The sequence below is a fragment of the Faecalimonas umbilicata genome (genome assembly GCF_004346095.1).
Classification (GTDB): domain Bacteria; phylum Bacillota; class Clostridia; order Lachnospirales; family Lachnospiraceae; genus Faecalimonas; species Faecalimonas umbilicata.
The window spans coordinates 16,570-30,886 of the sequence record NZ_SLZV01000033.1; the positions used below are offsets into that span (position 1 = coordinate 16,570).

At 40.2% G+C, this 14,317-nt stretch carries 12 protein-coding genes and 1 riboswitch; all 12 genes read right to left on the reverse strand.

The window, feature by feature from the left end; genetic code table 11:
* Positions 1–56 precede the first annotated feature (56 nt).
* Positions 57–1,898 (reverse strand): ATP-dependent helicase, encoded by a 1,842-nt coding sequence (locus EDD74_RS12995; RefSeq protein WP_116442350.1) that lies wholly within the window; start codon positions 1,896–1,898, stop codon positions 57–59.
* A complete protein-coding gene (gltX, locus tag EDD74_RS13000; protein WP_008975184.1) occupies positions 1,898–3,355 on the reverse strand; it encodes a glutamate--tRNA ligase in 1,458 nt (485 codons plus the stop codon). The genes EDD74_RS12995 and gltX overlap by 1 nt, the downstream gene beginning before the upstream one ends.
* A gap of 153 nt (positions 3,356–3,508) precedes the next feature.
* Complete coding sequence (locus EDD74_RS13005; RefSeq protein WP_008975183.1) at positions 3,509–4,264, reverse strand: SIR2 family NAD-dependent protein deacylase; 756 nt, start codon at positions 4,262–4,264, stop codon at positions 3,509–3,511.
* 219 nt (positions 4,265–4,483) lie between these two features.
* Positions 4,484–5,635, reverse strand: a complete 1,152-nt coding sequence (gene grdD, locus EDD74_RS13010; RefSeq protein ID WP_008975182.1) for a glycine/sarcosine/betaine reductase complex component C subunit alpha — start codon at positions 5,633–5,635, stop codon at positions 4,484–4,486.
* Between the two features lie 13 nt (positions 5,636–5,648).
* Positions 5,649–7,184, reverse strand: a complete 1,536-nt coding sequence (gene grdC / locus EDD74_RS13015; protein WP_116442351.1) for a glycine/sarcosine/betaine reductase complex component C subunit beta — start codon at positions 7,182–7,184, stop codon at positions 5,649–5,651.
* A 144-nt stretch (positions 7,185–7,328) separates the two neighbouring features.
* Positions 7,329–7,802 carry a glycine/sarcosine/betaine reductase complex selenoprotein A gene (grdA, locus tag EDD74_RS13020; RefSeq protein ID WP_081636834.1) on the reverse strand — a complete coding sequence of 158 codons (474 nt, stop codon included), beginning with the start codon at positions 7,800–7,802 and terminating at the stop codon, positions 7,329–7,331.
* A 139-nt stretch (positions 7,803–7,941) separates the two neighbouring features.
* Positions 7,942–8,259, reverse strand: coding sequence for a thioredoxin TrxA (gene trxA, locus EDD74_RS13025; RefSeq protein WP_008975180.1), 318 nt, complete (start codon positions 8,257–8,259; stop codon positions 7,942–7,944).
* Between the two features lie 24 nt (positions 8,260–8,283).
* Positions 8,284–9,231: a thioredoxin-disulfide reductase gene (trxB, locus tag EDD74_RS13030; protein WP_008975179.1), complete on the reverse strand. Its 948-nt coding sequence runs from the start codon at positions 9,229–9,231 to the stop codon at positions 8,284–8,286.
* A 28-nt stretch (positions 9,232–9,259) separates the two neighbouring features.
* Positions 9,260–10,564 (reverse strand): glycine reductase complex selenoprotein B, encoded by a 1,305-nt coding sequence (gene grdB / locus EDD74_RS13035; RefSeq protein ID WP_083807228.1) that lies wholly within the window; start codon positions 10,562–10,564, stop codon positions 9,260–9,262.
* 19 nt (positions 10,565–10,583) lie between these two features.
* Entirely contained in the window at positions 10,584–11,867 is a 1,284-nt protein-coding gene (locus EDD74_RS13040; protein WP_008975176.1) for a glycine/sarcosine/betaine reductase component B subunit, read from the reverse strand.
* A gap of 124 nt (positions 11,868–11,991) precedes the next feature.
* Positions 11,992–12,372 carry a GrdX family protein gene (locus tag EDD74_RS13045; RefSeq protein WP_008975175.1) on the reverse strand — a complete coding sequence of 127 codons (381 nt, stop codon included), beginning with the start codon at positions 12,370–12,372 and terminating at the stop codon, positions 11,992–11,994.
* A gap of 100 nt (positions 12,373–12,472) precedes the next feature.
* Positions 12,473–12,581: riboswitch (glycine riboswitch) on the reverse strand.
* Between the two features lie 21 nt (positions 12,582–12,602).
* A complete protein-coding gene (locus EDD74_RS13050; protein ID WP_016440691.1) occupies positions 12,603–13,997 on the reverse strand; it encodes an alanine/glycine:cation symporter family protein in 1,395 nt (464 codons plus the stop codon).
* Positions 13,998–14,317: the final 320 nt, after the last annotated feature.

Genomic DNA, 14,317 nt, shown 5'->3' on the forward strand with positions numbered 1-14,317 from the left:
CTCAGTGCCTCTTTAATTATATGTCTCTTCTGGAAACATTCCTTAGAAATTCATTCTTATCTTGTAGGTCTGTTCTGAAACAGTTCCCCAAGAAATCTGGACTGCTCCATTGCTTTTCCATTTTTTTCTCTCACATAGCTGATCGTCAAGTGTTTCTTTGCGCGTGTCATTGCCACATAGAACATTCGACGTTCCTCCTCCATCTCCTCTGGAAGTTCTGCCTTTTTATACGGTGTCACATCTTCGTTGGCTCCAATGATAAATACGGTATCATACTCCAGCCCTTTTGCCGCATGAAATGTCATAAGAGACACTGCATTTCTATTCTCTGTCCGTGTGACTGCCTGCATCCGCAATTCCTCTGTATATTTTTCAATATGGTCGAACCATTCTTCGATTGTCTTAAATTCTTTGGCACGCTCTTCCATTTCCCGAATCAATTCCTGAAGATCTTCCAGTTTCATCTTCCGTTTGATCGCATACTCATTTAAGAACAGATCATAGCCAACACTTTTTCTGATATACTGAATTGCCGCATACGGAGTCATTCGGCTGATCACTTTCAGATCCACTTCCAGCTGGTCGATCCGATCTACCATCCAGTCTTTTTCCATATAATATTTCCGCAGGTTTTCAAAAGAAATCTCTCCGCGATCCACACTATCTCTGCCAATATATCTATTTGGCCGATTCATGATCATCAGAAAATCTCCGCGGTCTCTTCCCCCAAGCGCCATCCGCATATATGACTGAAAATCTCTCCCGATAAAGTGCTCATACAGATTGGGAAGATGCTCTTTCATCTGAAATGGAATATGATATTCCATGAATGTCTCCACAAGCGCACGCGGCTCCGTATTTGTACGATATAATACCGCAATCTGCGATGGCTCAGTTCCTGCTGCAACTGCTTTTGCAATCTGTTCTCTGACGTAGTGGCTCTCCTCTACCGGATGACGTACTTCCTGAATATGTACATTGTCCCCCTGCTCATTTACAGTGATAATCTCCTTCTGATAGCGGTTTTTATTTCGCTCGATCACTCTTCTTGCAGCACTTACGACAGCCTTCGTAGACCGATAATTCACATCCAGTATAATTGATTTTGCGTTGGGATAATCTTTAGAAAATCCGAGCATGATCTCTGGCCTTGCTCCGCGGAAACGGTAAATAGACTGATCATCATCCCCGACAATAAACAGATTGTTTTCTGGAAGTGCAAGCATACGAATCACATCATACTGCACTTGGTTGATGTCCTGAAATTCATCGATTAAAATATATTGAAATTTTTTCTGCCACATTTGAAGAATATCCGGTCTCTTCTGAAACAGTTCATAACATAAAACAAGCATGTCATCAAAGTCAATTTTCTTTAAAAGCTTTCTTCTTCGCTCATATTCCTCATAAATCTGGCAAAACATCTGATCCGAACAGTTGCTGGATTCATATTCCTCCAATGACAGTCTGTTATTTTTGATCTGGCCGATCTCAGAGGCAATTCCCTGCAAAAATTCTTTCTCATCTTCGATCTCCAATTCCATCCCGGCAATGACTTCCCTTAAAAGCATCATCTTTTCTTCCTCCGAAAAAATATTTGATGCATTCATCCGGTATGCCCATTTCAAAATACCATAGTAAATACCATGGAAAGTCCCAAACGTAACTGGAAACCGATCTTCTTTTGTAATTCTTGCAAATCGCTCCCGCATCTCCTTCGCCGCCGCTTTTGTAAAGGTAATGACAAGAATCTGCTCCGGTCTGACCCCATACTTTTTAATCAGATATTCTACTCGTCTTGTGATGACCAATGTTTTTCCTGAACCTGGGCCGGCAAGTACCATTGCCGGCCCATTCTTATGACAGATTGCTTTTGTCTGAGCTTCATTAAACCCCATTATGCACCCAGCAGTTCAATTGCCTTGCGGATACGTTTCAAAGACTCTTCTTTGCCAATGATCTCCATGATCTCTGTCGCACCGCCTGGTGTATTCTGCTTCCCGGATACTGCCGTGCGGACCGGCCACATCGCATATCCGTTCTTACAGCCTTTCTTCTCTACATAGCCTTTAAGCATTTCATATAAGGCATCATTGCTGTAATCTTCCTGTGCCTCAAATAATGGAAGCAATTCCTGCAATACTTCCAGCGATGTCTCCGCATTTGTTTTCATTTTCTTATGTGTATACATCGCAATATCATATTCTGGAAGTTCCTCAAAGAAATCAATCTGATCCTTGATATCCGGGAACACTTCAATTCTTGATTTCACAAGCCCTGCAATCTTCTTTAAATCATAATCTTTGTGAATGACTTCTTCAATATATGGTTTTGCAAGTTCATAAAACTTGTCAAAATCCATTGCTTTCATATACTCACCGTTCATCCATTTTAGCTTCATTGTGTCGAACACAGCCGGAGATTTGCTCATATGATGATAGTCAAATGCTTCTACAAGCTCCTCCAACGAGAAAATTTCACGGTTATCCGATGGGCTCCATCCAAGCAGCGCTACATAGTTCACGATTGCCTCTGTCAGATATCCTTGTTCCAGAAGATCTTCGTAAGAAGAGTGACCGGAACGTTTACTCAACTTCTTGTGCTCCTCATTTGTGATCAATGGACAATGAACATAGGTTGGGATCTCCCATCCGAATGCTTCATACAACCTGTTATACTTTGGTGCAGAAGAAAGATATTCATTTCCTCTTACTACATGGGTAATCCCCATCAAGTGATCATCAACAACATTTGCAAAGTTATAAGTTGGGTATCCATCTGATTTGATCAGGATCATATCATCCAATTCTTCATTTGGAACTGTGATTTCCCCGTAAATATCATCGTGGAATGTCGTTGTTCCTTCTGTCGGCATATTAATGCGGATTACATATGGTTTTCCAGCTGCAAGGTTCGCCTCAATCTCTTCTTTGCTCAGATGCAGACAATGTTTATCGTATGCTACGATCTCAGTACCGCTCTCTGACACCTTGCTCTTTAAAGATTCCAAACGTTCTTTATCACAAAAACAATAGTACGCATCACCCTGGTCAATAAGCTGCTTGGCATACTTCATATAAATTCCCATCGCCTGACGCTCGCTCTGTACATACGGTCCGACACCACCGTCCTTATCCGGGCCTTCATCATGAATCAGTCCCGTCTTCTCCAGAGTTCGATAAATGATCTCAAGTGCTCCGTCAACAAATCTCTCCTGGTCTGTATCTTCAATACGAAGCATAAAATCTCCGCCTTCATGTTTTGCGATCAGATATGCATACAATGCCGTACGCAGATTACCTACATGCATTCTTCCCGTAGGGCTTGGTGCAAATCTTGTTCTTACTTTACTCATTTTTACACACTCCTGTTCTCTTTTGCTTGCGCAATGCTTTTCGCTATGTTCCATTATATACAACTTATTCACGCTTGACAAGGAGAAACTTGGAGAAACAAAGCCTTGATGCGGATTCCCCTTCTCTTGGGAAAACTCCCATAACAATCTGTCTTAATATAGTTTATGTAGATTTTCTGACTGGCAAAGTATCTTCAGCAACGTCTGATCTACTCTGTCATGGATCACTCCATCCGCATACTTATCTGAAAAGTGCTCCTTTAATGTAATTAAGATTAACTTGTTTCCTCCATAATACCCCAGCAGCTGTTCACACAATGTCGTTTTTAAATTCGTTCCAAGTGCAAGAACAACATCTGCTCGCATCACCTCTTCTGCCGCTTTTGTCATGACTTGATTGTCTACCATCTCGCCATAGAGAACCGCCCTCGGACGAAGTGCTGTATTACATTTTGTGCAAAGCGGAACACGCCGCGACTGTCGGATATAATCCAAAGAGTATTCTTCCCCACAATGCGGACAGTAATGCTCGCAAATATTTCCATGCAGTTCAATCACATTTTTACAGCCTGCTCTTGTCGGAAGGTGATAAACTCTTCTTGTGATCACAGTATCGATCAGGCCCTTCTTTTCTAAAGCTGCGAGAGCATAAAATCCTTCTCCCGGCGGCTTTTCTAATTGCGGGAGCATCTCATTTCGATAGAATTCATAGAATAACTCTTTTCTTGTAGAAAATAGTGAACTACTGAAAAGTTCCTCCGCAGAATACCTATATTTCTTCTCGATATCGTAGCTTTCCTGACTGTCGCGGATCAACATATAATCGCTTTCTAGAACCATTCCATTTCCGCTTAAAACGACAGTATATTTGCTTTCCTTCAAAATGTCCATCAATCTTTCTACGGTCATACAATATCCCCCACTTTCGTTTTTATTAGAGATATTGTAACATTTATTTTGATCTTTTTCAATAAATAGACATTTATTTCTTATAATTTATAATTATTTCATTAATTTTCAGTTTTTATCTCCATTGCTTTCCATTCACCTTATATAAAACCGAAAAAAAAGAAAGCATCCCATATGGAAATGCTTTCTCTTTCTATAACTAAATACTTAGAGGCTTAATTAATTGATATAACCTGCTTTTTTCAGTTCTTCTTCTGCTTTTGCAAGATTTGCATCAGATACACGGATGATAGGTCCTGTACAACCCATTCCACTTTCTGCATAAATGTTGATCTTCCAAAGTGCTTTTACAGCGTCCTCAAGATCCATTACTTCGATACCTGGAATCTGTGCTGTAACGATCTCCTTCGGAGGTTCTTTTACTTCCTCTTCAGCTGCTGCTGGTTTTGCTACAGTTTTGTATTTGTTAAGGATATCATTGAATCCAGCTTTTTTCACTGCTGCAAATTCATCTTTTGCAACTTCAAATACTTTGCCACGTACAAGCTGTGCTGCATAACGAATCGCATTTGCGATAACCGGAGCACCGGAAGCACGGGAAACGATCATAACAAGCTGTTCGTATCCTTCACCGATACCTGGTCCATATCCAAATCCTGTTGCTTCAAAACTTCCTCCTGTATTGAAAGAAGAAAGCATCTTCACAAGGATATTACCTGTAAGAGAATCTGTAACCATGATATCTGGAGAAGCCTGAAGTACATCATTACCTCTCATCACACATCCACCGTCAGCTCTTCCTGACTCTGCAAATGTAATATCATATCCGTTGCTCTGAAGCTCTTTTAAAGCTTTCTCAGTCTGACGAGCGCCATCTACGTTTAAGATACCAACAGATGGGTTCTTTTTCCCGCAAGCTTTTGCTGCGATTACACCGTAGATTGCATTTTTAATCATACCTTCGATACGATCTGTGCTGGATGTACCTGTTGTATTTGCAATAAACATTTCTTTTGCAGTTGCAGGTGTTACACAACGTCCAACAGTAGAAACACCGATTGGGAATGGGAAGTGCATTGTTACTGCCGCATCCACTTCTTTATTTTTCAGCATTTCTTCCATCTTATCGTGGCCTTCTTCATCGTTAGCCACTTTGACTGTTGTAACTCCTTCTGCTTCTAATGTACCGATGTAGTACACATCGATTCCATCCTTTGCAGCCTCAATTGCTGCAGCCATGGAGTTTTCTTCTCCGTGTTCGCTTCCCATACCTGTAAGAGCGATTTTAGGACGTTTGCCAAAGCTTCCTGTCTCCAGTCCCTGAGCAATCTCCATAAAAGTGGAAGCAATCATTTTTTCTATATTTGCCATTTTGTCCACCTCTCTATTCTGCTGCCATAAGAGTTTCTGCAAAATCTTTCATTGCTTTTGCGATCAATCCTTTTACTTCTTCTTCAGAAACACCAGAATTGTCTTCTGCACCTGTGTTTGCCTGAATTACAAATGAAACACCATCAAAAAGGTTTGTCATACGGCCAAGGAATAAGCTTCCTTTACCAACGATCATAGCATTTTTGATCTTACCTGCTTTGATATCTTCTACTGCAAATCCGATGTATGGAACACCTGAAGGGATATGTCCCTGAGTCGGAGCCCAACCTGTCAGACCATGTTTTGCTGCAAATCCTGGCATATCTTTCTTCTCAAGATCACCTTTTTTAACAGCTAAAGCAGCGATCATCTTATAGTTAGCTAACGGAACATCACCAGCTCCTGCAGGTTTTGTAATATCTGGGTTCTGCATTTCTGGAGAGTATTTGTCAATATCTGTAATCTTTAATCCTACTCTTGCAAGAGGATCAGCTACAAGGCTTCCGATTACGTTCTGTGGAGCAGATCCTGTACCAACTGTATGACGTCCTAAGATGTCAAGGTTGATTTCTGGGCTAACACCATCATTTTCTGCGATGATTACACAGAATCCTGCAAGACAGTCTTCTAAGATTGGAAGACCTTTCTTCACATGGTCTTTTCCGTTCATACCAAGTTTTGCTGTACATCCACCAGCTGTTACAGCTACACATTTGTAAGCACCTGATTTTACAAGAGCTGCTGCTTCAATTAAAGCATGTGAAGGACCAGCACAGAATCCACGTGAGTCAGAACCTGTTGCATTCATAAGTCCAGCAACTTCTGCTGCAGCTTTTGCAAAGTTTCCACCACCACGCTGGTTCATATCACCACAAGCTTCTTCTGCACAGTCAATAACATACTCGATATCTCCTGCATCGATTCCTGTGTTTCTTACAGCATATAATAAAGCAAGCACACTTGTAGCTTTGCTCATCATGTTTTCATGCATTACATGAGCAGAAAGGTTCACATCGATATCATGTGCTCTCTTCACACAACCAACTAATTTGCCAGCGATGTAAAGTCCTTCTGCATGTTCTTCGTTTACAAGATGCTCAATTTCACTAAGTTCTACACCTTCTTCGACTCTTGCTGCGATTGCTTCTGTAATAATTGGATTAGAAACAAATGCTTCTTTTGTTGCTGCAACAAATTCTTTGTCTAATTTTACAACTTCAAACATATCACATGTCTGAACTAAAAGAAGGAATTCGTTCTCCGGCATAATCTCACCGTATTTACCAAATCTCTCTGCGCCTTCTTTTACTTTATCATAGTAAGGGAACTCTACTTCTGCGAGTTCATCCGGATGTGCGTTTCCAATATATACCTGGTTTGGCCAGTAGTTTACACATTCTTCGTAAGAACGAAGATGACTTTCAAGTTCTTTTAAATATTCAGATTCTGGGTTCACAACTCTCTCTGTTGTCTGAGTTGTTCCATTATACACTACCATCTGTGGAGTATGTGCCAGTACATAGCTGGCTCCTTTAATTACACTGTTCATTTGAAGGTTCCACCTTTCTTTTAGATGTTTAAAATGAGAATTTTATATATATACTAAAAATAAAGGGTGATGAAGTAAGCATTTACTCCATCACCCGTAGAAAACCCAAAATCAAATCAGATTTTCGTTATAAATACTTATCTTCTATAAATATTTACAAAATTGTTCACGAATAGATGACATCTCGCTTACGATATCATCAACGTCAAGTACCATTTCCATCATACCTACCTGCTCATCGTAAACAGCTTCATCGAATTCTTCTTTCAATTCTGGTTCACATACATGATATACCGTGAGTCCTAACTCGACCCCTGTCAATGGTCCTGCGAATGTTGGGTCACCAGCAGTAACTGTCTCAGCAGCTAATCCTGCTGCCTCTCCTTCTGCTGCTCCAACGAGTACTACTAAATTCTCTGCACCGAATTCGTCTGCAAAGTCTTTAACTCTTTTCTGATTCTCAAGATCCATTGCACCTGCGCTAGTTCAGACGAAGCATTCAGTTGAAGAAAAAACTACTTCTCCACCGGCTGTCTTAACACATTCTGCAATAGCTGGTCCCGGCACACCATCACGGTCGCCAATGATAATTACTTTTTTTCCATCTAAAATTGCCATGGCTTTTTCTCCTTCCTTTCATTTTACTTTTAGTATAAATTTATAGTTGGAATGCTTTCACACTCCCGTAAAAGCCTGTTCGGCTTTGTACGCATTAAGTATACATGCTTTTTCTAAAAAATACAAATAGATTTTCTAATTAGATGTATTTTTTGATCATAGCTTCAATATTAGCTTCTGTAGCGTCATCTTTTACAAGTTCTTCTACTTTTTCTCCGTCTTTGTAAATAGCCATAACAGGAAGTCCTAAGATTTTCTGTCCAATAGCAAGACGACGAGCTTTTGTTGTATTCAGAGATGTGAATTTTAATTTATCTCCGTACTGATCTGCCATAGAGTGTACGAATGGCATTAATGCCTGGCATGGTACACATCCATCACCAAAGAAATCTACGAATACGTATCCTTCTGCCTCTAATACTTCTGCCTGAAATGTATTTTTATCTACTTCTAACATTTTACATGCCCTCCTTGTGAAAAATTATTCCATTTCGTTAATGTATTTCTCGCACTGTGTAGTAGCGATTGCTCCGTCTGCAGCAGCTGTCACTACCTGACGAAGACTCTTCACACGAACATCACCTGCCGCAAATACGCCTGGGATATTTGTCTTCATGTTATCATCTGTTGGAATGTATCCTCTTTCATCAAGTTCAAGACCTTTTCCTTCGAAGATCTTTGTGCTTGGTAATGTTCCGATAAATCCGAATACACCAAACATTCCGTCTTCTTCATCAGCAACGATCTTTGTGAGCTCTCCAGTTTTTACATTCTTAACTGTCATTTCAGAAAGGATTCCATCTCCTCCAACTTCCTCTACAACAGTATCCCACATAAAGTGAAGTTTCGGGTTCTTGAATGCTTTTTCCTGAATAGATTTTGCTGCACGAAGTTCATCACGTCTGTGGATGATTGTAACTTTTCTTGCGAATTTTGTAAGGTACATAGCTTCTTCAACAGCTGAGTCGCCGCCACCTACTACATATACTTCAAAATCTTCGAAGAAGTTCGCATCACATGTAGCACAGTAGGAAACACCTTTGCCCATGAATTCTTTTTCACCTTTGCAGCCAATTGGTCTTGCAAAAGCACCTGTTGCAATGATAAGAGTTTTACCGCAGTATTCTCCTTTTGCACTGATCAGTTTCTTCACGTCACCTTCCAGTACAACATCATTGATTACGTCTGTCACTCTTTCTACGCCAAATTTTTCGCACTGTTCTGTCATTCTGGCGATCAGAGATGGTCCGCTTTCACCCTCAACAATCTGTCCCGGGTAGTTTTCAATCTCGTCTGTGATAGCAATCTGTCCACCATCTTTACCTTTTTCTACGATAAGTACGGACATTCTTGCTCTTCCTGCGTACAGACCTGCTGCTAAACCAGCAGGTCCTGCACCCAGGATTACTACGTCATAAATCTTGCTCATAACGTTGTTCTCCTTCTTTCTTGTAGAATTATTCAAAAATTGTCTGATCTTCTACTTCTACTGTGAGAGCATGTAATGCTTTCTCAACTAATCCCTTACGCAATTTGTATTCTTCTTCCGGCTCAAGAGCTGGGTTTCCAAGTGGATGAGGAATAGCAATTGTAGGAACGATTCTGTTGGCACCAACTGTCATAGAGATTGGTGTTACTGTACACATATGAACTACAGGAATTCCAGCAGCTTCTACGCCTTTAACCATCGTTGCACCGCAACGTGTACAAGTACCTCAAGTAGAAGTCAGGATAACTGCGTCAACTCCGTCAGCGATAAGTTTCTGAGCAAATTCCTCAGAGAAAGCTTTTGCTGATGCTACGGCTGTTCCGTTACCAACTGTTGTATAGAATTTATTGTGTAATTTTCCGATTACTCCATTTTTCTCCATTTCGCGAAGAACGTCAACTGGAAGAACACGGTCAGCATCTTCGTTAGCGTATACTGGATCGTATCCACCATGAGCTGTCTCATATGTTGCTTCTGTTAAGTCCATAACGCCTGTGATATCATATTCACCGTAGTGAGAAGCGTTTGAAGACTCGATGTGGTCTGGATTTCCTTTCGGAACAATACCACCAGATGTTACTAAAGCGATTGTTGCTTTAGAAAGATCTTTGATAGCTGGCTGTGGAGCTACTCTGTCGAATGCCGGCATTGGATACTCTGTTGTGTATGGCTTGTCAGCTAATTTGTTAAGTAACATATCTACAGCACGTCTTGATCCACGTTTTTCTTCAAAGAAGTTTACACGTACACCGTTTGGCATGTAGTTATCCTGGCAAGATGCACCGATTGCTTCTTTCTTAGCTAATTTAAGAGCTAAAGGAGCCATCTTCTTAACAGCATCTCTAGCGCCTGCTGCATTGTTCTTTGTAGGTACTGTATACACTTTGTTTTTGAACATATCAGCACCTGGGTTTTCTACGTACATACCTGTTACTGCAGGAATTCCTAACTCTTCCTGAACAGCGTCACAGATTGTACCGCAAGCTACACCGTAACGTCCAGCGTTGAAAGCTGGTCCAGCGATAAATACGTCTGGATTTAACTCTTTTACCCATGCTAAAATTGTTGCTTTTGCTTCTTCAAGATTTTCGTTGAAGTAAGAGTCACCACATACGATTGTAGAAATAATCTCTGCTTCATCTTTGAAAGCTGCTTTGAAAGCTGCTCCAGGTCCCATTACTTCACCATCGTGACGTTCAGCTGGGATGTGAGCTTTTTCTTCTCCACCGATCTGTGCGAAGAACTGGTTGATATAATGTACTACTTTAATCATTATGTTTTTTCCTCCTTCCCTATCTTGCACTTAAGTAACCGAAACCTGTTTCGTTTGTTGCACCAGTAATTGCCTGGATTTCAACTTCAATTGTTCCATCTTCACGTAAGCTGTGTTCGTTACCACCAGCGATTGTGTTCACGTAATCTAATGTTCCGATTACTTTGTCAAGTTTTGGAAGCACGATTACCTGGTTAGCATTTCCGCCTGTGATTACTGCGTCAGCTGCTACGTCAGCATCTGCTAATGACTGAGATTTTCCATCACGTCCAGCATATTCATCAGTAATGATTACTGTCTTAACGCCTTCAGCTTCGATTTTCTTACAGTTCATGATAAGGTCTGTATCTGGGTTACCGAAACCTTCCTGAGATAATACAATACCATCAAGGTCTAATAAACGGCAAAGTTTAGCTGTCCAGTCAGATGAACGCTGTTTGTCAGCAAGGTAAACATTCTCGTTTGTAATAATATGGCAAACAAAGTTTAATGTTTTACCGTGTTCTTCAAATAAGTCATGTACAACACCATTGTTTTCATGTACATATGTAGGGTTCTTATCACATGCAGATACACAGTTACCAGATACGATAGCACCGTCCATAATTTCTGTTGGTGTCATAATTGTAGATAATGTTTTCTTAGCATCTACTCCGTATACATATGTATCGTGAAGTAATCCCTGAGATTGTAACATCTGAACATATGCTACTCTTGGAAGTCCTGGGAATTTTTCAGCACCTTCCATAACTCCATATGTTTCAAATACTTCTGTTTTATCTGGTGTCAGTTCACGAGCTAACTCTCCAAGGTAAACAGCTACTCTGAATCCTGCAAATCTTACAGCTGGCTCATAATCGTGCTGTTTGATTCCTTCTACAGGCTCACATACAACAACTAAGTTGTTTAATTTTGAGAATGGTGTATATTCTGCACCCGGGCCTGTCATATCGATGATACCTTCCTGGAAACCAACGATCTTACCTGCTGTAACAACAGCCATACCTTTGAGTGCATATGTTTTACCTTCACCAACTGTATCCACTTTGCTGATTACACCTGGGAAAATTCCTCCACGACCTTCAACTTTCACACGTGGCTCGATAACATCTTTTACAGGTGTGATTCTCACGCTCTCACCTGGTCTTGCAATATCAAGCTTGCAGTCTTTAATTCTTTCGTCCTCAAGAACGATTGCTTTTACAGCTTCTTCATCAACGTAAAGTACACCATCTTCGATTTTAGACTCTGGTCCAAACTGAATGTCTTTAATGTTAATGTGACCTAATTCTAATCTTCTCACTGTAAATTCCCTCCTTTATTGTGTTTAGTTATATATGCTCTAAGTACCTTAACGTACTATTACAGCCAATGTCATTGAATTTTTCATTTTCTCTTGCTATCCACTTCCATCTGCGATTCTTTCTTTAAAAAATCGCAGACGGGATTGCACTCTCAATCAATTTCAAATCTACCACTTGAAAATCTTCATAGACTTCCGGTGCATACTTATCTGATTTAAACTGAAATTTTTTACAAGACTGAATCGCATACTCAATAATCTCCATAGACCGCGGATCCAGCTTTTCTTTCTTTTCTGACACCATAATTGATTTATACGGTGTTTCATTCGGCTTCACACTTCCAGACAGCGGATGTGTCAGAAGCTCATATCCTTCATAAATATAGTTTCTTACTTTTCTAAGTATCTCCTCATAGGAACACTCTACGAACTCAATATGATATTCATTTTCTAATGTTTCTTTTACTAAGGGATTGTTTGTTACTATCTTAAATGCTTTTTTCATGTTCTCACCTTGCTGTTAAAAAAAGGACGGCTTTCGTAACTGTTGCTACCAAGTCGTCCTTTCTGTTCTTTTCTGACATTACGTCCAAGTCCAGAATATGGTCCATTTCTCACTCCTTTTGCCTGAAAGTTTCACCAGTTAATTGACCGTTACCTGGTTTGCATCTTCGGCGGTTTCCTGTTTCAGAAACGCTCTCACAAGAAATATCTTCCCATCTTCTTTTCCAATATTTATTTTTTCTTCATCTGTTTTGGCTTGAAATTATTGAAGTAATCTTTGTGTACTTCTTTTACTACTTTACTCAGTGCAAACAGACCGATAATATTCGGAATTACCATTGCACTGTTGAAGCAGTCTGCCATGTTCCAGATTAAATCAACTTTTACTGCTGATCCTGCTACGATACATACCGCTACAAGAATCGCATATACCTTTACTGCTTTTGATCCAAATAAGTACTTGATATTTGCTTCACCGAAGAAATACCATCCGATGATTGTAGAAAATGCGAAGAAGAACATACAGATTGCAATGAAAACTTCTCCAAATTTTCCAAATACGCTTGCAAATCCAGCCTGTGTAAGAGCTGTTCCTGTGAAAGCTGCTCCTGTCAATGGATCTGTCTGTCCCACCATACCGCTTGTAAGGATTACAAGTGCTGTTAAAGTCAGAACAACAAATGTATCAATAAACACACCCATCATAGCAACAAAACCTTGTTCTACAGGATGATCTACTTTTGCAACTGCATGTGCATGTGGTGTAGATCCCATACCTGCTTCATTTGAGAACAATCCACGTCCAACACCTCTTGCAAGTGCTCTAGATACTGTCCAGCCAAGAACTCCACCGCCGATTGCCTGCGGATTGAAAGCTCCTACGAAGATATCGTGAAATGCTTTCGGAATCATATTTCCGTTACAGATGATGACAATCAATGCACCCACAATGTAGAATGCTGCCATGATCGGAACGATCTTTTCTGTTAAAGAAGCGATTCTTGAAATACCTCCCACAAAGACAAACAACGAAATAGCTGCGATAATAACACCGATAATCCATGGATTAATTCCAAATGCTGTTCCGAATGCATCTCCAATGGAGTTAGACTGTACTGCATTTCCCATAAAGCCTAATGCAAAGATAATGAGTACTGCAAATGTTGCTGCAAGAATCTTACCAAATTTTCCAGTAAATGCTGCTCTGATGTAGTATACAGGACCTCCGGTAACTGTTCCGTCATCTCCGACCTGTTTGTACTTCTGAGCCATAAGTGCTTCGGCATAAATTGTTGCCATTCCTAAGAAAGCACTTACCCACATCCAGAAAATTGCTCCAGGACCACCCATAGCGATTGCTGTTGCTGCTCCCGCAAGGTTACCTGTACCTACTTGTGCCGCGATAGCTGTTGCTAACGCCTGGAAGGAAGACATTCCTTCTTTTCCGGCTTTGTCGCTCTTTTTGAAGAGACCTCCAAAAGTACGCTTCCAGCCTTCTCCGAATCCTCTTACCTGAATGAAGCCAAGGTTAAATGTGAACCAAAGTCCAGCACCTACCAAAACCACAATCAGGATTTTGTCTGCTAGTACACCTTGAATGGCTACTACTAAATCATTCAGACTCAAACAAATCCCTCCTCACACACCGTTTTTTCGGTGGTTTTATTGAATATCTCTTATGTCATATATATTACATGATGAACGGGATTATTTCAACTCTTTTTATGCATTTTACACATCTTTGTTCAGATTTTTACACATTTTTAGGTGTTTATTTATATCTTCTATATATGAACTTTGTTTTTTATTTATTTTGCATATTTCATTATATCTTATTTTGTTCATTTTGTCTATTGTCTTTTTTCATCTTTTGAAATCTTAGTCAAATTTTTGTCAATTTGCTAGTTTTCGACAGAAAACAAACCGCTTTCGACAAAAAACCTATG

Coding starts and splice junctions, on each gene's coding strand:
- EDD74_RS12995 (WP_116442350.1), bottom strand. CDS start 1,898: ATGGGGTTTAATGAAGCTCAGACAAAAGCAATCTGTCATAAGAATGGG.
- gltX (WP_008975184.1), bottom strand. CDS start 3,355: ATGAGTAAAGTAAGAACAAGATTTGCACCAAGCCCTACGGGAAGAATG.
- EDD74_RS13005 (WP_008975183.1), bottom strand. CDS start 4,264: ATGACCGTAGAAAGATTGATGGACATTTTGAAGGAAAGCAAATATACT.
- grdD (WP_008975182.1), bottom strand. CDS start 5,635: ATGGCAAATATAGAAAAAATGATTGCTTCCACTTTTATGGAGATTGCT.
- grdC (WP_116442351.1), bottom strand. CDS start 7,184: ATGAACAGTGTAATTAAAGGAGCCAGCTATGTACTGGCACATACTCCA.
- trxA (WP_008975180.1), bottom strand. CDS start 8,259: ATGTTAGAAGTAGATAAAAATACATTTCAGGCAGAAGTATTAGAGGCA.
- trxB (WP_008975179.1), bottom strand. CDS start 9,231: ATGAGCAAGATTTATGACGTAGTAATCCTGGGTGCAGGACCTGCTGGT.
- EDD74_RS13045 (WP_008975175.1), bottom strand. CDS start 12,372: ATGAAAAAAGCATTTAAGATAGTAACAAACAATCCCTTAGTAAAAGAA.